Below are 19,305 nucleotides of genomic sequence, written 5' to 3'. Positions count from 1 at the left end.
GCGGCTGTCATGCCGCCGCCGCTGCTGCTGGCGGCGCTGAGCAATTTCATGAATATCATGGTCATTTCACCGCATGTGCAGGATGTGGTGAACGGCATCGTCATTCTGCTCGCCGTCTCCTTCTACGGCTATGTCAGCCGCGAAGCGGTTTAGCCTCCATCCCAGACGCGTCCAGCGCCGCGCCATCATGAAACTCATCCTGGGCCGCCGCGCCGAACCGGGGGGCGCTGCGCATCAGTCGGATGGTCTCGGCCGCAATGGGCGCGGACAGGACCGTCTGGGTCTCGCCGGATTCGACCAGCTGCCCCGCCTGCATCACCACGATATCCTGTGCGAGGCTGCGCACGAGGCCGATATTATGGGCGACGAACAGGATGGTCAGACCGCGTTCCGCCTGCAGGCGGGTAAGCAGCTCGATCACTGTTGCCTGGATGGAGACGTCAAGCGCCGATGTCACCTCATCGCAGATGAGCAGTTCAGGCTGGCAGATCAATCCGCGGGCAATGGCCGCGCGCTGCCGCTGCCCGCCCGACAGCTGCCCGGGCAGCGCGTCGATGACGGCAGCGGGCAGGCCGACGGAGGCAAGGACCGCCAGGGTCTCGTTGCGGGAAATCCGCTCCCCCCGCCGCAGATGCCGGGCCGCGACCAGCAGGGATTGCCCGATGGTCTGGCGCGGATTGAGAGAGGCGTAGGGGTTCTGGAAAACGTATTGGATGCGCCGCAACTGCTCCAGCGGTCTGGCCTTGGCCTTGGTCGCGAGCGGTTGGCCGGCCAGCGCGATCTCACCCGTCCAGGCGCTATGCAGGCCCGCGATGCAGCGCACCAGCGTGGTTTTGCCCGAACCGGATTCACCGACGATCGCTGTCGCGCGGCCAGGCGCGATATCGAGGGCGATGTCGTGCAGGACTTTCCGCCCATGCCAGGCTTGGACGGCAGTCAGGCGCAGCAAGGGCGACACCGGCTGGGCTGGCCGCGGGACGGCGGGCAGAAGACGGGGGGCTGCAATATGCAGGCTGCCCGCGCGGAAGCAGCGCACCATATGGTCCGGCTCCGCCAGAACCGGATCCGGCGATTGCGTGGTGCAGGCTGGCTCGGCCAGGCCGCAGCGTGGCGCGAAGACGCAGCCCGGCGGGCGCTGTGCCGGGTCGGGCGCCTGGCCCGGCAGCCCCTCCAGCCATAGCGCGCGATCGGGATCGGGCACGGCGCGCAGGAGCGCGTGGGTATAAGGGTGCAGCCGACGGCCGATGACCTGGGCCGCGGTTCCGGATTCCACGATCTCCCCGGAATACATGACCGCCACCTGATCGGCGAGAGAGGCGATCACAGCCAGATCATGGCTGACATAGACGACAGCCGTACGGTGTTGCTGTGCAAGCGCGCGCACCAGCTGCAGGACGCGCGTTTGCGTGGTGACATCCAGCGCCGTCGTCGGCTCATCCATCACAATGGCCTGCGGCTTTGCCGCAAAGGCCATCGCGATCGCGATCCGCTGCTGCTGACCGCCGGAGAGTTCATGCGGATAGCTGGCGAGGATACGCGCCGGATCCGGCAGGCCGACGTCTTGCAGCATGCCGTGCAGCGCCTGCTCACGCGCGCCGGACGGCTGCCGCAGGCATTCCGCCATTTGCGTGCGCAAGCGCAGACCCGGATGCAGAGCGGTCGCCGGGTCCTGCGGGACATAGGTTATTTCGCGGCCGCGCATGGCGACTAGCTCACGCTCCGGCAGATCGAGCATCGACACGCCGCCGATCGAGACCGAGCCGCCGGCGATCTTGAGCCCCGATCGGGCATAGCCCAGCAAAGCGAGGCCGGCTGTGGTCTTGCCGGAGCCGGATTCGCCGACCAGGCCCAGGATGCTGCCGGGTGCCACCGTGAACGAGATGCCGCGCACGATCGGCACGCCGCCGTCCGTGGTGTTGATCGTCAGTTGCCGTACCGCGATGCCGGCACTGGTAGGCTTGGCCGCGCCCAGACCCGCTGCAGGCTTCGCCATGGTCTTCGCGAAAAGGCTTCCCATCACGCGGTCTCGCCGAGCTTGGCCGGAACGGGCGCCAGATGAGCGGCGGTCTGCAACCGGCCTCGCTTGCCACGGCGGCGCGACAGCCGGTCGCTCAGGACATTGATACCGATGGACAGAAGGGCGATCAGCACGACGGGCGCGATGACCGGCCAGGGGTTGCTTTCGATCCCGATCTGATTCTCATGGATCATGAGCCCCCAATCCGCCGAGGGCGGCTGCGCGCCGAAGCTGAGATAGGACAAGCTTGCGATCAGCGCGATGGAAAAGGTGAGACGCAGGCCAAGTTCCACGAATAGCGTGGTCCGCACATTGGGCAGGATATCAAGCCAGACAATGCGGCGGCGGGGCAGGCCGATGCTTTCCGAATAGCGGACATAATCCTCCCCCACCACCCTGAGCGACGCGGCGCGCAAGGTGCGTGCGACCTGCGGCACATGCACGATGGCGATGACCAGAACGACGAGGCTGAGGCTTGATCCGGCAAAGCTCACAAACAGCAAAGCGAGGATGAGCTGCGGGAAGGCGAGCACCACATCGGCGAGCCGCATGATGATTTCATCCAGGATCCCGCCGATGAGGGCGGCCAGGATACCGATCAGGCTGCCGAAGCCGACACCGAGAATGGTGGCCGCCCCGGCCATGGTCAGGAAGCGCCAGCCCCCGGAGAGAACGCGGGACAGCACGTCGCGTCCGAGAACGTCGCTGCCCAGCAACTCGCCTGGGGCAGGCAACGCAAAAACATCGTCCACGGAATCGGTGGGCGATTGCGGCGCCAGGAAGGGGCCCAGGATGACGATCGCCATGACCAGAATGACGAGGACGGCCGCGAAGACGGTTGGCCAGTCCGTCCGGCGAAGCCAGGTTCTGACCGTCATCATCGGCGCCCGGTTCGCAGTTTAGGTGTCAAAGCCAGCGTGCAGGTATCGGCGACGATGTTGAGAAGCACGTAGATGCCGGCCAGGATCAGCGTGAAATCCTGGATCTCTGGCAGATCGCGCGAGACGACGGCCTGCACGATGCCGGCGCCGATACCGGTATAGCCGAAGACATATTCGACGACGACGATCCCGCCCGCGAGATAGGCGAGGGTCAGGGCGATCGCCTGAATTGTCGGCGGCAGGGCGCTCGGCAGGGCATGGACGAGGAGCAGGCGATGGCGCGCGACACCCTTGAGCCGGGCCATCTCGATATAGTCGCTTTCCAGAACATCGATCATCGAACCACGCATCATGCGGAAGACATAGGGAAAGACGATCAAGGTCAGCGTCAGCAAGGGCAGCACCAGGATGCGCGGCGTCTCCAGCGGCGAATGGCCCGGCCGGACCAGGGAGACCATCGGCAGCCAATGCGGAATGACGAGGGAGGACAGGACAATCAAGGCGATGCCGACCACGAATTCGGGCAGGGCCGAGAGCGACAGCGCGACGGCCGAGAGCGCGTGATCCGTCGCCTTGTCGTGGCGGTGTGCTGCGGCGATCCCCGCGACGACCGCTATGGGCAGGCTGATGATGGCGGTCAGCGACACGAGGATCGCCGAATTATGCAGGCGGCCCGCGATATCCTGTGCGACGGGGGTATTGGTGACCAGCGACCGGCCGAGATTGCCCTGGAAGAGACCGAGCAGCCAAAGACCGTATTGTGCCATCGGCGACCGATCCAGATGCAGCGCCGCGCGCAGAGCCGCGACGCGTGCGGGCGTCGCGGTGCGGCCGAGGATCGCGACCGCCACGTCGCCTGGCAGAAGCTGCGTGGCCCCGAAGACGACCAGGGAGACGAGAAGCAGCGTCACCAAGCCAAGCGCGATGCGGCGCACGAGCATAGCCCCGATCGTGCCGCCGCTGATCCATCCCCAGCCCCCTTGCCAGGGTGCCGCCCGCACCGCTTCGGCCATATCAGGCAAGCCAGGCCTTCGTCAGCGAGAAATTGCCGAGGGCATAGCCGGTGCGGGCCTTGGGCAGGCCCATGACGTTCTTCGCCAGGAGGTCGATGACGCAGTTATAGGCCGGGATGATATAGGTGCCGCGTTCGAATTCGATCTGCTGCAGGCGGTGGATCATCTCCGTCCGCTTCGAAAAATCGACGATGCCTTTCGCTTCGTCATAGACTTTGAAGTATTCGGCATCCGCCCAATGCGTTTCGTTGAGGAAGCTGCCGGGCAGGAAGGACAGGGGCGCCTGACCCATGATGGGCGAATAGTAATAGAAGTCCTGCGAGAAGGGGACTTTCGTGAACATATTGGTGGAATAGACGTTGTTATCGGCCTGGGTGACCTTCACCTTGACCCCGGCCTTGACGGCCTGCTGTGCGAAGACTTCCGCCATGGTGATAATGCCGTTCGCCATGTCGGTGGTTGTCAGTTCAAGGTCGGTGACGCCGGCCTTCTTCAGCAGGAAGCGGGCCTTGTCCAGATCCTGCTTGCGGACAAGGGAACTGTCGAAGGACGGATCATACTGGCCATAAAGGTCGTTCGCGACGGTGCCCAGGCCCGAGAGCGTGATTTTGACGAAGCGCTCGCGGTCCATCATCAGCCGCAGCGCCATGCGGACATCGGGATTGTTGAAGGGGGCAACATCGGCCCGCATGGTGAAAGGCGTAAACTCGGAAGGTTCCGACACCAGGGCCTTGAGGGTGCTGCTGTTCTTGACCTGCCGGACGAGGTTTGCCGGTGCATTGGCAACCGCATCGACCTGACCGCCCTGCAAGGCGTTATAGGCCGAGAGATTGTCCGTGAACTGTTCCTGCAAAATGAAACCGTCCAGATGGGCAGCGCCGCCCCAGTATTCGTCGAAACGCAGGAACTCGGTCTGCTGACCGGGCGTCAGGGATTTGAACTTGAACGGACCCGCACCCACGGGTTTCTTGGGGTCATAGTCGGTCGGAACGATGCCGGCCATGAAGGGGCAGGCGATGACATCGCGCAGGATGGCGTAGGGCGTCTGGGTGGGAATGCGCAGCGTACGCTCGTCAAGATAGCTGATATTCTTGAGGTCGAGCGGGGCGAGAGCCACGGCGCCCACAGTCGGCGCGGTCGGGTTGCAGATCCGATTGAAGGTTGCCGCCACATCCTTGGCCGTGACCGGCCGCCCGTCATGGAATTTGGCATCGCTTCGCACCCGGATCGTCCAGGACGAGGCCTTGCTGTCGCATTCCATCGTCTCGGCCAAGGCGTTGACCACCTGCCCATCCGCCGCCATGCCGACGAGACCGTCATACAGCGCCATGACCCGATAGGTGTCGGGCTGGGTGAGCGCGTTATGGGCATCGAGCGTGTCACCCGAGGTGCCGCCGGTCATCGCGACGCGCAAGGTTCCACCCTTCTTGGGTGTCGCCGTCTGTGCTTCTGCATCCGAGAAGCCGAAACCGACCAGGCCTGCGGCCGCGGCCGTCATGGCGCCGGCCTTCAGCAGGCTCCGCCGGGACGTTTGGAACGGGCCCTCGTTTGCAAGCGGGGGATATCGAAACTCATCCATGCTATTTGCCTCAAGATGGGGGATAGTCTCGGTCTGCTGACCCGACGCTAGATGATCACGCTCTTTTGCTAAAGAAGATTTTTAACCAGCAAGCATTTTCGGGCCAGGCGGGATCGGGCAGGGTGGATGTCTCAAGCAATCCTCACCGATTGGCTCTTCCAGTCGGGTCGCGCGGCTTGACCGGTATCGGGGACCGATCAAGCGGCGAAACGATCCGGCGAAAAAACGACCGGGCATCGACGCCCGGGCATCATTGCGCGCTGCGCATGAAACGCCGCAATCGTCTATCAAAATGCGTGCCGGCTTCCCGGTTAAGCGCGGAAGTCTTCGTCTCCATAGGCGCGCTTGATGCTGTGCTGGACGAAATGCTGTACGCCCTGCTCAAGACGGGACATGCGTCCCGGCACAAAGGATGTGGATTGCAGCGCCAGCTGCAGGGATTCGACCATGTCAAAATCTTCCTGCAACACCTTGTTCAGCATGAAGATATATTCATCGGTCATCTTCTTGCCGCTCTCGCCTTCAAGATCCTCGGCCTGCCATAGCGCCATGGTGGTCATGCGCATGCGGTTCGGCCCGATCGGCCAGCTGGTGAAGAAGACCGTATAGTCCAGCCGCTGAAACACACTGAGATTGGGCGGCAGCGCCGCTGCCTGAGCGAAAAGCTCGGGCTTGTCGGCCATGGTCGGGATACGCTTCTTGAAGATCTTGCCGTCCTTGGACAAGGTACCGACATCGTAATGGTCGACATAGACCTGCCCCTCGGGCCGCAGGTCATAGGTGACGTCGGGCGTGGACAGAAAACGACCGACAGTGTCCTTATGCAGGATCTTGCCATGGTAGAAGTCGAGGAAGTTCTCGACCATCAGCTTCCAATTGCAATTGAGTTCGGCATCCAGGCGGACGCCGATTTTCAAATTCTCCATCTTCACATAGCCGAATTTCTGATCGAAGACGGCGATATAGTCTTCAAAGGGCTGCGGATCCGGCGCCACGGATACGAACAGCCAACCGCCCCATTCGCGCAGATGGAACTCGTGCAGATGGCAGGTGGTCTTATCAAAACCCTCCGCTTCCGCCATCCAGCTTGCCCCGATCAGCCGCCCGTCGAGATTGAAGCTCCAGGCGTGATAAGGACAGACGAAGGCGCGGGAATTGCCTTGCCCCATCACCAATTTGGCACCGCGATGCGGGCACATATTGGCATAGGCGCGGGGCGCCATGTCTTTGTCGCGACATATCATGACGGGTTCGCTGCCGACCTGGAAGGTCATGTAATCGCCGGGACTGGCGATCTCCTCCGATCGGGCCAGACAGAGCCACTCCCGCATGAAGATGCTGTCCATCTCCCGCTGCAGGACGGCTGGGTCCGTATAGAGCGCGCCGGGCGCATGGCTGGCGCGGGTAACGGGTTCAAAGGTCCGCGCGAGGTCGGGGGGGAGGCCAACTTGATTGCTGTCGGGCATGATAATGGGTCCTACTGCGTGAAAGCCGAGCCGGTTACCTCGTCGGAACTGGTTTCGAAGGCATGCAAGAATGCTGCAAGATTGCGGCCAAGCTCGTGCGTGTTATAGCCGCCTTCCTGAACGAGCACCGTCGGGAGGTTCAGCCGAGACAAGGATTGGGCGATGCGGGCAAAGCCAGGCGTGGTCAAGGCGAGGAATGCCAGCGGATCGTCGATGAAACCGTCAAATCCCACCGAGACCACCAAGGCGTCCGGACGAAAGGCGCGGACCTGATGTAACACCGTTTCCAGGGCCGTGAGATAGGCGTCGTCGCCGGTTCCGCGCGCCAGCGGCATATTGATATTGGCGCCTAGCCCGGCGCCTGTTCCCTGTTCGCAGGCATAGCCCCAGAAGAAGGGGTAAAACTCTGCGGGATCGCCGTGCAGCGAGGCGACAAGCACATCGGGGCGGTCGATAAAAATTTCCTGCGTGCCGTTGCCGTGATGGACATCGATATCCACCAGGGCGACGCGCGCAAAGCGTTCGCGCAGCACTTCGACGGCGACTGCCGCATTGTTGAGGTAACAGAATCCTGCAGCAAAATCCGGGCCGGCGTGATGTCCGGGTGGCCGGCACAACGCATAGGCGTAGGCGGCTTCGCCGTCGCGCACCATGGACGCGGCCGTGGCTGCGGAATGGGCATTCCACAAGACCGAGGGCCAAGTGTTGCGACCGATCGGCGAGGCCAGATCGATCAGATGATAGCCTGCCTGACCGACGACCGAGGTCGGGTAACCGCCCCCGTCGCGCCTTGCATGCGCGTTCGGAACGACCTCGGGCCCAGCATTCGGCAAGACGGTCCAGCGGGCATGAGCGCTTTCGAGAAAGGCCAGATAATCTGCGGTGTGTACGCGTTTCAAATAGGGCAATGCCACGGGTGCGGCATCAATCACGTCAGGCCCTAATGTCGTGACGCCGCTCAGCAGGCTTTCGATCCGCACCGGGACATCAGGATGCGCGCGCTGACGGCCGGACACCAGGAAGTATTCAGGCGCATGCGCCTCCTGTCTCGCGGAATACACAACCTTCATGCTGCCGTGCTGCTCATTTGTTCCATTGCTGGACAAGGATGCCGCAGTATGTGAGTATAGATCAAGTTTAGATTTTCGATGAATGCATAAATCAAATCTATATATGTGTAGATTTCGGCAACTATAATCGCCTGAAGACACCGCCTACTGAAGACTCTGGGGCTCGGATCAAGTGTAAGGTAACTTATCAATGAGCAACCGCCGAACCGGCCGTCTGGCCAATGATCTGGACTGGAATTTGCTGCGCGCTTTCTGGGCGATTGCCGAAGAAGGCAGCATCTCACGCGCGGCGGTCGCCTTGTGTCGCAGTCAGCCGGCTGTCAGCATCGCGCTCAAGCGGCTGGAGCAACAGCTTGGCATTCGCTTGGCGGTGCGCAGTGCGACCAGCTTTCGGCTGACGGATGCCGGCCGTATCCTGCATCGTGAGTGTAGCGAGATCTTTCACACGATCACGCATATGCCGAAGCTGCTGGAGGAGGAAAGCGAGTCACTGGTGGGCACGCTGCAGATCCGCCTGGCCAGCCATATCGTCAGTGATCTGGTGGACTCGACGTTTTCAGAATTTCATCGGCGCTATCCGCGCGTGACGATGGATATCTCGGTCAGTCCAAGTTCCAGCGTGGTGGAATCCACCATGAACAAATCGACCAAGATCGGGATTTGTCTTGCGAGCGTGAAACACCCGGATCTGGAATATCTGCATCTGTATCGGGAACATTTTGCCTTCTTTTGTGGCCGGTCCCATCATCTCTTTGGAAAAGAGGGCCTGACGCTCCGCGATCTGGAAGGGGAACCTGCCGTCAGTTTCCGCGTCTTTACGTTTTCCGACTGGGTTCAAACCATTGGCGCGTTGAACAAACAAGCCAATCTCGCCGTGCCCATGGTTGGCATATCCGACAATCTGGAAGAGTTGCGACGCCTGCTGGTCGCGGGCGTCGGCATCGGCGCGATGCCCATTCACGTCATGAAACGCGACCTGGATGATGGGCTGCTGTGGCGCCTGCCACCCTATGACGACCCGCCCGCCATCGACGTTTACCTGGTGACAAATCCGCGCAGTCAATTGGGCCGGATCGAGGCGGCCTTCGTACGTCTGTTGAGTGCGATCGTCGATACCCAGCCGCTATCTGAACGTACTTATCCCCGAGCAGTCGGCCGCCCGACCCGTCGTTCTGCCGCTTAGAGGAGGCTTAGCGCCATGCAGACTATGATGCGTGGAGATCAATATCTTGATCTCGCCATTCGGACGCTGGTCGAGACGCATTTCGCGATCCAGGCCGGCGAAAGCGTATTGATCACGGCGGACGGCACGGCCGACGCGGCGCTGGTGGAGGGCCTGATGCAGGCCGTTCAGCGGTGTGGTGCGCGGCCGATGACAGGGCTATTGCCGCAGCTGCCCTTTCAGGGGGCGCTGGCGGATCCGTTCGTCCCTGATTCGCTGATCGCGGCGGCGGCAGCGTCAGACGTCTGGCTGGATTTCTGTTTTCCCTATCTTGCGGGGTCGCGGATGCATGCGGCCGCCCTGAAGGCTGGGCGCGTGCGCTACGGACTGCTCAATATGCCGAGCGCGAAAAGCTTCGGCCGGATCTATGGCGGTGTCGCCTTCCCGGCGCTGATGGATTTCCAGGTCGCCCTGGTCGAATGGCTGGATAGCGTAGCGGGACAGGAAGCGCATGTTACCTGCCCCCTCGGCACGGATGTGCGGTTCGAACTCGATACCGTGAAAATCAAGCGACATCGCGTCGCCAATATACCGGGGATGCACACAACCCCGGGGGCGCAGAACATTTATCCCAAAGACAAGACTGCACACGGCAAAGTCGTGTTGCAGGCGCTGTTTGATGAGCATTATCGCATCCTGCGCCGCCCGCTGACCATCGAGGTCGACGGCAGTATCACTCAGTTCTCGGGCGGAGGCGCGGAGGACGGGCCGACGCTGGAACGCTCGCTGAGACGCGCGGCCGGCGGCCAAGGCTATGGCAGACTGATCCATTTCACGATGGGGTTCCATCCCGCCGCCCGCTTTACCGGCCAGTCCTTCAGCGAGGATATCCGGGTGCCGGGCACCAATGCCATCGGCATGGGACTGCCCTGGTGGGAGGAAGGTGGCGGTGAGAACCATCCGGACGGCGTGGTCTTGGACCAGACGCTGACCGTCAACGGCGAACTGATACAGGATTGCGGCCGGTTCGTCGGCCCTGCGGCCCTGCGGCCGCTGCATGACAAACTTCTGCCCCTTCTGTTCTGATCCGAAAAAGGTATCCGCAATGCGCGTCGCCTATATCGAGGCCAATGGAATCCTGACCCGCTGCTATGTCGAGGGCAGCGGCCCGCCTTTGCTGCTGGTACACGGCATTGGCGCATCAACCGATTCATGGATGCGGGTGATTGATCCGCTCAGCAAATACTTCACCGTTATCGCGCCGGATCTGATGGGGCATGGCTTCACTGGCGTGGGTGATTTCGAAAGCGGTCCGCCGCAGCCGCATATGGTGAAGCATCTCCTCGGCGTGCTCGACGCTTTCGGCATCGATAAGTTCTTCCTCTGCGGCAGTTCCTACGGCGCGCTTCTGGCGCTGCTGATCTATTTCGCGCGCAAGGGTAAGGTGGAGAAGCTCACGCTGCTGAGCTCGGCCTCGGTCTCCATGCCTGACGAGCAGCGTCTGGAAAGCTTCCGCGCGGCAAAGGCGGCGGCGCTGGCGACCATGGCGAACCCCTCCCTGGAGACGGTGCGCAAGCGCCTGGCGGGCATGGTCTATGACCTGGCCAGCGTCCCGCATGCCCTGGAAATCATGCAAATGAACGTTTTCGCCCAGCCGCACCTGAAGCGCGGGTTTGAGGCGATCATGGAAGGCAAGATGAATCTTGAAGCCTGCCGGGAATGGGACGTCCATAACCGTTTCGGCGAGATCGATTGCCCTTTGCTGATGCTATGGGGTTTGAATGACCCGCGCGCGAATGCGGATCGCGCCATGGCGCTCGGCCGGCAGGCGCGCGAAGCCTATTTCGTCGGGCTTCCGGACTGCGCCCATGTTCCCCATGTCGAGCAGCCGGAGATGGTCACCGATCTGATGACGCGTTTCGCGGCCGGCGAGGATTTCGAGGCCCATCGTTTGCGCTGATGCGACCGGCCGCCGACCATATCCGCGGGTCGGCGGCATCTATTTCGGGAGCGTCTGTTCGGCCGGGTGAGGGGTTGCAACAGGACCACGCTTCCAGCGGAGGCGCCGGACCACCGTATAGAACGTCGGCGTAAAGAGCAGGCCGAACAGGGTGACGCCCAGCATGCCGAAGAAGACGGCGGTGCCGAGCGACTGCCGCATCTCCGCGCCCGCGCCCGTCGATACGACGAGCGGTGCGACTCCCAGGATGAAGGCGAAGGAGGTCATCAGGATGGGCCGCAGTCGCGTCCTTGCCGCCTTGGCCGTGGCGTCCGTGAGGGACAGGCCCTCGTCCTCGGCCTGACGCGCGAATTCCACGATCAGAATGGCGTTCTTGGCGGCCAGGCCGACCAGGACCACGAAGCCGATCTGCGCCAGAATGTCGATCGGCATGCCTCTCAGCCGCAAGCCGGTGACCGAGGCGAGCAGGCACATCGGCACGATAAGAACGACCGCCAAGGGCAGTTTCAAGCTTTCATATTGTGCCGCCAGCACCAGGAAAACGAACAAGGCCGCCGCGCCGAAGACCAGCCAGGTCGGCGTGCCTTTCTGTTCCTGTTGATAGGCCAAATCGGTCCATTCGTAGCTGATCCCGCGCGGCAGCAGTTTTTGCGCCAAGGCCTCCATATGGGCCAAGGCCGTTCCCGTGGCGACGCCGGGTGCCGCCACGCCCTGCACCTCGGCGGCTGGAAAGAGGTTGTAGCGTGGCACGCGATAAGGCGCTGTCCGATCGAGGAACGAGGCGACGGTGCCGACAGGCACCATATCCCCGCTGATATTGCGGGCCTTCAGTCCGGAGATGTCGCCATTGCTGCGGCGGAATTTGCCGTCCGCCTGGACAATGACTTCGTAGGTCCGGCCGAGATAGTTGAAGTCATTGACATATTGCGAGCCCAGATAGACTTGCAGCGTGTTGAACACGTCGGTCGGCGTCAGGCCGACCATTTCCGCCTTCTGGCGATCGATATTCAGATAAAGCGACGGCGCCCGCGTGCTGAACAAGGTGAAGGCGCCGACGATCGCCGGATCGCTATTCGCGGCTGAGACCAGGGACTGGGCCGCCTGCGCCAAAACATCGGGGCCCAATCCGGCCTGATCCTCCAGCATCATCTTGAAGCCGCCGGCATTGCCGAGGCCCTGGACGGGCGGCGGCGGTATCGTGAGGACATAGGCGCCTTTGATCACGGACAGGCGCTGACGCAGCTGTGCCAGCACGCCATTCGCCGTGATCCCGTGCGTCGCCATATCGTACAAGGACGGCAGGCCGGAGAAAATCGTCCCCGCATTCGGCGCCACCGTAAAGGTCGTGGCGTCGAGGCCCGCGAATGGCGCGACATGCTGCACGCCGGGCGTATCGAGCATGATGTTGATGGCCTGTTCGACCACGGCTTCCGTGCGCACGAGGGTGGAGCCCGGCGGCAATTGGACGATCGTGATCAGATAGCCTTGATCCTGTTCGGGGATGAACCCGGTCGGCGTTCTGGAAAACTGGAACACCGTCAAGGCAAGCAACCCGACATAGATGATGAGAACCAAGGCGCTCAGTCGCAAAAAGCGACGTGTCAGCGCGCTATAGGCATCGGCCATCCCATTGAAGGCGATATTGAAGCGGTCGAAACCGCCCTGGACGAGGCGCCGCAACAGGCCGCGACGGGCAGGCCCGCCCATTTCGTGAGGCTTCAGAAGCAGCGCGCAGAGCGCGGGGCTCAGCGTCAGCGACACGAAGCAGGATATGATGGTCGAGGCCGCGATGGTGACCGCGAATTGCTTGAAGAACTGCCCGGATATGCCGGAGATGAAGGCTGAGGGTATGAAAACGGCGCAAAGCGTCAGGGCGATTGCAATGATCGCCCCGCCGACCTCGTCCATCGTCTTATGAGCGGCTTCCTTTGGCGCCATGCCGAGCCGCAGATTACGCTCGACATTCTCGACCACGACGATCGCGTCGTCGACGACGATGCCGACCGCAAGGATCAAGCCGAAGAGCGAAAGATTATTGAGGGAAATTCCCAGGATATTCAGTATCGCGAAGGAACCGATCAAGGAGACCGGGATGGCGATGACGGGGATCACGGAGGCCCGCCAGGTCTGCAGGAAGACCACGACCACGAGCACCACGAGGATGATCGCCTCGAAGATCGTATGGACGACATGGTCGATCGACTTGCTGATGAAGATGGTCGGGTCATAAATGATCTTGAACCCGACCCCGGCGGGAAATTGCCGGGACAAGCGGTCCATGGTCTGCAGGACCTCGCTATTGACGGCGAGGGAGTTGGCGCCGGGTTCCGCGAAGATCAAAAGCGGAAGCCCCGGTCCGCGGTCCATATAGCTTGTCGAGCCATAATCGGCGGCGCCGATCTCGGCACGGCCGACGTCGCGCAATCGGGTCACATGCCCGTCGGCATCGGTTTTAAGCACGATATCTTCAAACTGTTTCGGCGTCGTCAGCCGACCCAGAGTCTCGACGTTCATCTGATAGGCTTGATGCGAGGTGACCGGGGTCTGATTGAGAATGCCGGCGGAGACCTGCAAATTCTGGGCACGCAAGGCGGCCAGGACCTCGGACGCATTCATATTGCGCGACGCGATCTTGTCCGGGTCCAGCCAGATGCGCATCGCATATTCGCGCGCGCCGATATATTGGACGTCACCCACCCCCGGAAGGCGCGCAAGCGCGTCCTTGACGTGAAGCGTCGCGTAGTTCGAGAGATAAAGCACGTCACGGGACTTGTCCGGCGAGTACAGATGCACGGCGAGCAGGATATTGGGCGTGGATTTGCGCACCTCCACGCCTTGCCGCTGCACGTCATCGGGCAGGCGGGAGAGTGCGTTATCGACCCGGTTCTGGGTGAGCATCTGCGCGACGTTAAGGTCGGTGCCCAAACGGAATGTGACCGTAACGGTCAGTTTTCCGTCACCCGTGGATTGGCTGCTGAGATAGAGCATATTCTCGACGCCGTTGATCTCCTGCTCCAACGGTGTCGCGACGGTGCGCGCCACGGTCTCGGCCGAGGCGCCGGGATAGACGGTGGTGATCTGTACCGTCGGCGGGACGATCTCGGGATATTGCGCGACGGGCAGGATCACCAGCGCGCCAAGCCCGATGATCGTTACGAAGGTGCTGAGAACGATGGCAAAGATCGGGCGGTCAATAAAAAAATGCGGAAAGCGCATGACGACCTCGATTGATTATTGCTGTCCGTCCGGCGCGTCATATTTTATCGACCCGGGATCAGCCTTGACCTTCATGCCGGGGTTTGCCCGCACGATCCCGTCAATGATGACCCGATCCTGGGCCGTCAGCCCTGAATCGATCATGCGCAGACCGCCCCGCATGCCGCCGATCTCGACGGTTTTCGGCACAACCGTGCCGTCATCGGCGACCGTCAATACGATATGCTGGTCCTGATCGAGAAGAACGGAGGCGTCCGGCACCAATAGCGCGGGGGCGGGCGGGCTGACGGTTAAACGGACACGGCCGAAGGCACCGGGCGTCAAGGAAAGATCAGTGTTGGGCAAGGCCGCGCGTGCATGGATCGTCCCGCTTGACCGGTCTATTTCGTTATTGACGAAGTCCAACTGACCGGGATGCAGGAAATGCGTCTCGTCGCTCAGCCGGATCATGACCCGGCCCTCGAATTTCGTACCTTGCGCCCTGCGATAGGTCTCGAAGCGGAGATAATCCGCCTCGCTCATGTCGAAGTTAAAATAAATCGGATCGAGCGAAACCAATATGCCCAACAGGGTCGTAGGCGAGGTCGAGAAACGACTGCCGGCGACGAGACTGCCGATCGACACTTGATGCGCGCCGATCCGCCCCGTGAAGGGCGCCACAATATTGCAATGTTGAAGATCGAAGGCGGCATCCCGAATGGTCGCGGTGGCCGCTTCAACGGCGGCTTCGGCGAGCGATGCGTCGGCCGTGCGTTCGTCGACATTCTCGGCGGTGCCGAAGGTCGTTTCTTTCAAGGTTTGCGCGCGGTATAATTCTTGTTTCGCAAGAATATATTTAGCCTGAGCGGAAGCGAGCTGTGCTTTCGCTTGTGCCAGATTGATCTCATAAGGTGTCGGATCGATCACGAAGAGAAGGTCGCCTTGATGGACGATTTGGCCGTCCTGGAAATGTATTTCGGACAGAACGCCACCCACTTGCGCGCGCAGTTCAACCCGGTTCACGGCGGAAAACTGGCCCAGAAAGGCGATGCGGGCATCTTCATCATGCTGTAACGGATAGCTCACAACCACAGACGGCAGCGTGCTGGCAAATTGGGCCGATGCCGTGCGGATCAGAGGGAAACTGCCCCCGGCCTGACAATAGGCAAGGGTCGCCGACCCGAACAGTGTCGCCGCTATCGCCCATCGCAACGGCGCCTTGGCGCGGGCTTGCGCGACAGACCTAGCGCGGCACTCATCTGGTTTCGGCCGAACCGCTTCGGTCATCGCAACTTCCCTCGTTTATCTTTGGACATCCCCATCAGCCGCAATGGGGTGCTATACGATCGTTACTGAGGCAGTCGATTGAAACGGTCCCTTATCCGGGTCCGTTCCTTCAGCCAAACGAGCGTCAGGCTGTCACACGTCTTGGATCCGATGACAGGCGGACGGAAGCTAAGCTAGCCGAGATGCGTTTTTGTCTCTCGACAATTATTACGATAAATCACTTATTGTTCAAGCCTTGCGGTTCGATACCGGTACAATTCAAAAAATTGCCTTGCCGCATCGAACGGCGGGGCTGCGGCTGGCGGACCGCGATTTTGGGGTGCTAAGGCGCCGCGCCGACGCAAGGCGTCCCCGCGCCGGTTAAGCGCCGGCCAAGCGTCGGACGGTCAGAACAACCCGAAAGGGCTGATCGTTTCGAACCAGTTAAAATTTATGCGGTGGCTCGCTTGGACCTATTGCCAGCCGTTTTGTCACAGCCTGGGGGGCGCGACGGGCGCGGGCCATCGCCCCCGCGCCCAATGCCATGCAGCCTGGCTTCAGCCGAAATCGGCAGCGCTATGACGCTCGGCCAACTGGTCCTCCTCGGGACCCCAGACCCGGTTGACGCGCCGCCCGCGCAGGACCGCCGGACGAGCGGCGATCTCCGCCGCCCAGCGGCCCAGGTGCTTATAATCCTGCACCGAGAGGAATTCGGCCGCGTTATAAAGCGCGCCCAGCACCAGCCCGCCATACCAGGGCCAAATGGCGATATCGGCGATGCTGTATTCAGCCCCGGCGATATAAGGGTGCTCGGCCAATTGCCGGTCGAGCACATCCAGCTGCCGCTTCGTCTCCATGGTGAAGCGGTTGATGGGGTATTCGAACTTCTCGGGCGCATAGGCATAGAAATGGCCGAAGCCGCCGCCGAGATAAGGCGCCGAGGCCATTTGCCAGAAGAGCCAGTTCAAAGCCTCTGTCCGTCCGGCTGGGTCCTGCGGCAGCAGGGCGCCGAATTTCTCCGCCAGATAGAGGAGGATGGAGCCGGATTCGAAAACGCGCGTCGGCGGCTGCGTGCTGCGGTCGAGCAAGGCCGGGATCTTGCTGTTCGGATTGACGTCCACGAAGCCGCTGGAGAATTGGCTGCCTTCGTTGATGCGGATCAGCCAGGCATCGTATTCGGCGCCCTGATGGCCGAGGGCGAGCAGCTCCTCCAGCATGATCGTGACTTTTTGGCCGTTCGGCGTCGCCAGGGAATAGAGCTGGAAGGGGTGTTCGCCGACGGGGAGCGTCTTCTCATGCGTCGGCCCCGCGACGGGGCGGTTGATATTGGCGAAAGCACCGCCGGACGATGCTTCGGCCGTCCAGACCTTGGGCGGGGTATAGGGGGCGGTTTCGGTCATTGCGCTCGACTTTCATACCGGTTGAAGCCAGCGACATGCATGCCGCCAGCGCATAGTCGAGGGTATTATCCCATCGCTGACGGCAGAGCACCAGGGGCGGCAGCCTGGGCGGTTCGGGGCCGGTCAGACGGGATCGACGGATTGCGCCTGCAATTCACGAAACCCGTCGAGATCTTCGCGCAGGCTGATGGAGATATGCAGCCGCACCGCGGCCTCCGCCGCATCGCCGTCCCCGCCGGTCAGCGCCTGGATAAGGTGGATATGGCTGTCGGCCATCGGCCGGCGCTTTGGCCAATGCCGTTCCGACCAGCGATAGAGCCATTCGATCTTGGCGGAGAGCGCGGCATAGCGGCGGATGAGATGGCTGTGCCGCGTCAGCTCGACGATGTCGCGATGCAGATGCAGGTCGGCAGCGACGCGGGCATCGGCGGAGGCATCCTCCACCGCGACCAGCCCCGCGAGCGCCCGCTGCAAGCGGATAAGGCCATTCTCGGTCAGCCGGTCGGCGAGAACCCGCGCCGCCAATCCCTCCAGCGCTTCGCGCAGCGTATAGATTTCCCAGATCACCTGCTCGTTCAGCGGGGCGACGCGCCAATTGGAATAGGGCGCGCGGACCACCAGTTCATCGGCTTCCAGGCTGAACAAGGCGGTGCGCACGGTGCCCCGCCCGACGCCCAGACGCGCCGACAGGGATTGCTCGGTCAGCACCTCATCCGGGGCCAGTCGGCCTTGCACGATATCCTGCCGCAGGCGCAGCATGGCCTGATCGGCCAGGCTGTGGCGCGCGATAGGCGGGTCTTCCGGAGGAGCGCCGAGCATGCGGGTCAATTGCGGCTGAGGTGATGGCTGACGAAGCGCCGGCAACGCTCCGACAGGGGATTGTCGAAGACCTGCTCGGGCGGGCCTTCCTCCTCGATCCGGCCGTCATGCAGATAGATCGCACGGTGCGAGACATGGCGCGCGAAGCCCATTTCATGCGTCACCAGCACCATGGTCCTGCCTTCCTCTGCCAAAGCGCGGATGACGGTCAACACTTCACCCACCAGTTCAGGATCAAGCGCGCTGGTCGGTTCGTCAAACAGCAAAGCACGCGGGCGGACGGCGAGTGCCCGGGCGATGGCGACGCGCTGCTGCTGCCCGCCCGAGAGTTGCGACGGCCAGGCATCGCGCCGGGCCGTCAGCCCGACACGTTCCAGCAAAGCCTCCGCCTCCTCCCGGCATTCCGCGCGGGGGCGCTTCTGCACATGCAGCGGCAGTTCCATTACATTTTGCAGCGCCGTCATATGCGGCCAGAGATTGAAGTTCTGGAAGACGAAACCGAGTTGGCTGCGCAGCCGGCGCATGGCCTGGCGGTCGCGCCCCGTCAGGCGCTGGCCGGGCTCGCCAAGGCTGATGCTGTCGTCGCCGACCGCGATCTGCCCGCTGTCGGGCTGTTCCAGCAGCGGAACGCAGCGCAGGAGCGTGCTTTTGCCTGAGCCGCTGCCCCCGATGATGGAGATGACCTCGCCATTGCGGGCCTGAAGGTCGATGCCGCGCAGCACATGATGGGCGCCGAAGCTTTTATGAATGCCGCTGAGGCGGATGGCAGCCTCGGTCATGCCGCGCTCCTTGCCGAAAGAGGGGTCCGCGTGGGGGAAAGCCAGCCTTCCAGCCGCTGCACGCCATAGGTCACAAGGGTGACGAGAACGAGGTAGATGACAGCCGCCGTCAGAAAGACCTCGATCGCCCGATAGGTCTGGGAGACCTCGGCGCTGGCGATGCCGGTGACATCCATCAGGGTGACGACGCTGGCCAGCGAGGTTGATTTCAGCATGCCGGTGATCTCGATCCCGTAAGCCGGAAGGGCCTGGCGGAAAGCGAGCGGCAGGATGACGCGGCGCAGGCGTGTCAGCGGCGACATGCCGCCGACGACCGCCGCCTCGATCGCGCCTCGCGGCGCCGCGCGCAGTCCGGCCCGGATAATTTCGCTGGTATAGGCGGCGTCATTCAGCATCAAAGCGAGCAGCGCGCAGACATAGGGCTCACGCAGAAAAGGCCAGACAAAGCTGTGCCGGATGAAGGAAAACTGGCCGGGGGCGTAATAGATCAGAAAGATCTGCAACAGCAGCGGTGATCCGCGAAAGAGGAAAACATAGAAATCAGCGACGCGCGCGCCGACTATGGATCCGGCCCGCAAACCGTTCAGCAGAAGGGCGATCACCCCGCCGCCGAGCAGCGAGAAGACGGTCAATTCCAGCGTCAGCGGCAGACCGCTGAGCAGCGTCGGAATAAGACCAAGGAGAAAGTGGATATCCAT

The 19,305-nt window shown here is 62.2% G+C and carries 16 protein-coding genes; 4 read left to right on the top strand and 12 right to left on the bottom strand.

Features of this window, described 5'->3' with window-relative positions:
- The first annotated feature begins 9 nt into the window (after positions 1–9).
- Entirely contained in the window at positions 10–153 is a 144-nt protein-coding gene (locus ACELLULO517_RS18110; protein ID WP_227308826.1) for a hypothetical protein, read from the top strand.
- Here ACELLULO517_RS18110 and ACELLULO517_RS18105 read toward each other — a convergent pair.
- From ACELLULO517_RS18105 to ACELLULO517_RS18080, 6 genes are all read right to left on the bottom strand, one after another.
- Positions 134–2,017, bottom strand: coding sequence for an oligopeptide/dipeptide ABC transporter ATP-binding protein (locus ACELLULO517_RS18105; RefSeq protein ID WP_227308950.1), 1,884 nt, complete (start codon positions 2,015–2,017; stop codon positions 134–136). The two genes, ACELLULO517_RS18110 and ACELLULO517_RS18105, sit on opposite strands and share 20 nt — an antisense overlap.
- Positions 2,017–2,895, bottom strand: a complete 879-nt coding sequence (locus tag ACELLULO517_RS18100; protein WP_227308825.1) for an ABC transporter permease — start codon at positions 2,893–2,895, stop codon at positions 2,017–2,019. The genes ACELLULO517_RS18105 and ACELLULO517_RS18100 overlap by 1 nt, the downstream gene beginning before the upstream one ends.
- Positions 2,895–3,911 (bottom strand): ABC transporter permease, encoded by a 1,017-nt coding sequence (locus tag ACELLULO517_RS18095; RefSeq protein WP_227308949.1) that lies wholly within the window; start codon positions 3,909–3,911, stop codon positions 2,895–2,897. Before ACELLULO517_RS18095 ends, ACELLULO517_RS18100 begins: the two co-directional genes overlap by 1 nt.
- A gap of 1 nt (position 3,912) precedes the next feature.
- Positions 3,913–5,490 (bottom strand): ABC transporter substrate-binding protein, encoded by a 1,578-nt coding sequence (locus tag ACELLULO517_RS18090; RefSeq protein WP_227308824.1) that lies wholly within the window; start codon positions 5,488–5,490, stop codon positions 3,913–3,915.
- A 311-nt stretch (positions 5,491–5,801) separates the two neighbouring features.
- Positions 5,802–6,956, bottom strand: a complete 1,155-nt coding sequence (locus ACELLULO517_RS18085; protein WP_227308823.1) for an aromatic ring-hydroxylating oxygenase subunit alpha — start codon at positions 6,954–6,956, stop codon at positions 5,802–5,804.
- 11 nt (positions 6,957–6,967) lie between these two features.
- Positions 6,968–8,026: a histone deacetylase family protein gene (locus ACELLULO517_RS18080; RefSeq protein ID WP_227308822.1), complete on the bottom strand. Its 1,059-nt coding sequence runs from the start codon at positions 8,024–8,026 to the stop codon at positions 6,968–6,970.
- Positions 8,027–8,216: 190 nt separating this feature from the next.
- Between ACELLULO517_RS18080 and ACELLULO517_RS18075 the strand changes: the two genes are divergently transcribed.
- Genes ACELLULO517_RS18075 through ACELLULO517_RS18065 form a run of 3 tightly spaced genes read left to right on the top strand, consistent with a single transcriptional unit; the run spans position 8,217 to position 11,148 of the window.
- Complete coding sequence (locus ACELLULO517_RS18075) at positions 8,217–9,209, top strand: LysR family transcriptional regulator (RefSeq protein WP_227308821.1); 993 nt, start codon at positions 8,217–8,219, stop codon at positions 9,207–9,209.
- A gap of 15 nt (positions 9,210–9,224) precedes the next feature.
- On the top strand, positions 9,225–10,274 hold the full coding sequence (locus tag ACELLULO517_RS18070) for a M29 family metallopeptidase (protein WP_227308820.1): 1,050 nt from the start codon (positions 9,225–9,227) through the stop codon (positions 10,272–10,274).
- 19 nt (positions 10,275–10,293) lie between these two features.
- Positions 10,294–11,148: an alpha/beta fold hydrolase gene (locus ACELLULO517_RS18065; protein ID WP_227308819.1), complete on the top strand. Its 855-nt coding sequence runs from the start codon at positions 10,294–10,296 to the stop codon at positions 11,146–11,148.
- 39 nt (positions 11,149–11,187) lie between these two features.
- Here the strand turns inward: ACELLULO517_RS18065 and ACELLULO517_RS18060 are convergent, their stop codons facing one another.
- The 6 genes from ACELLULO517_RS18060 to ACELLULO517_RS18035 all read right to left on the bottom strand — a co-directional run bounded on the left by ACELLULO517_RS18060 (position 11,188) and on the right by ACELLULO517_RS18035 (position 19,305).
- Positions 11,188–14,364 carry an efflux RND transporter permease subunit gene (locus ACELLULO517_RS18060; protein ID WP_227308818.1) on the bottom strand — a complete coding sequence of 1,059 codons (3,177 nt, stop codon included), beginning with the start codon at positions 14,362–14,364 and terminating at the stop codon, positions 11,188–11,190.
- 15 nt (positions 14,365–14,379) lie between these two features.
- On the bottom strand, positions 14,380–15,630 hold the full coding sequence (locus ACELLULO517_RS18055; protein ID WP_227308817.1) for an efflux RND transporter periplasmic adaptor subunit: 1,251 nt from the start codon (positions 15,628–15,630) through the stop codon (positions 14,380–14,382).
- Positions 15,631–16,166: 536 nt separating this feature from the next.
- Positions 16,167–17,009: a glutathione-dependent disulfide-bond oxidoreductase gene (gene yghU / locus ACELLULO517_RS18050; protein ID WP_227308816.1), complete on the bottom strand. Its 843-nt coding sequence runs from the start codon at positions 17,007–17,009 to the stop codon at positions 16,167–16,169.
- A gap of 123 nt (positions 17,010–17,132) precedes the next feature.
- On the bottom strand, positions 17,133–17,828 hold the full coding sequence (locus tag ACELLULO517_RS18045) for a GntR family transcriptional regulator (protein ID WP_227308815.1): 696 nt from the start codon (positions 17,826–17,828) through the stop codon (positions 17,133–17,135).
- 5 nt (positions 17,829–17,833) lie between these two features.
- Positions 17,834–18,607 carry an ATP-binding cassette domain-containing protein gene (locus tag ACELLULO517_RS18040; protein ID WP_227308814.1) on the bottom strand — a complete coding sequence of 258 codons (774 nt, stop codon included), beginning with the start codon at positions 18,605–18,607 and terminating at the stop codon, positions 17,834–17,836.
- Complete coding sequence (locus ACELLULO517_RS18035; protein ID WP_227308813.1) at positions 18,604–19,305, bottom strand: ABC transporter permease; 702 nt, start codon at positions 19,303–19,305, stop codon at positions 18,604–18,606. Before ACELLULO517_RS18035 ends, ACELLULO517_RS18040 begins: the two co-directional genes overlap by 4 nt.

Source organism: Acidisoma cellulosilyticum (genome assembly GCF_020621385.1).
Taxonomy (GTDB): Bacteria; Pseudomonadota; Alphaproteobacteria; order Acetobacterales; family Acetobacteraceae; genus Acidisoma; species Acidisoma cellulosilyticum.
This window is presented reverse-complemented; position numbering and strand designations above follow the sequence as displayed.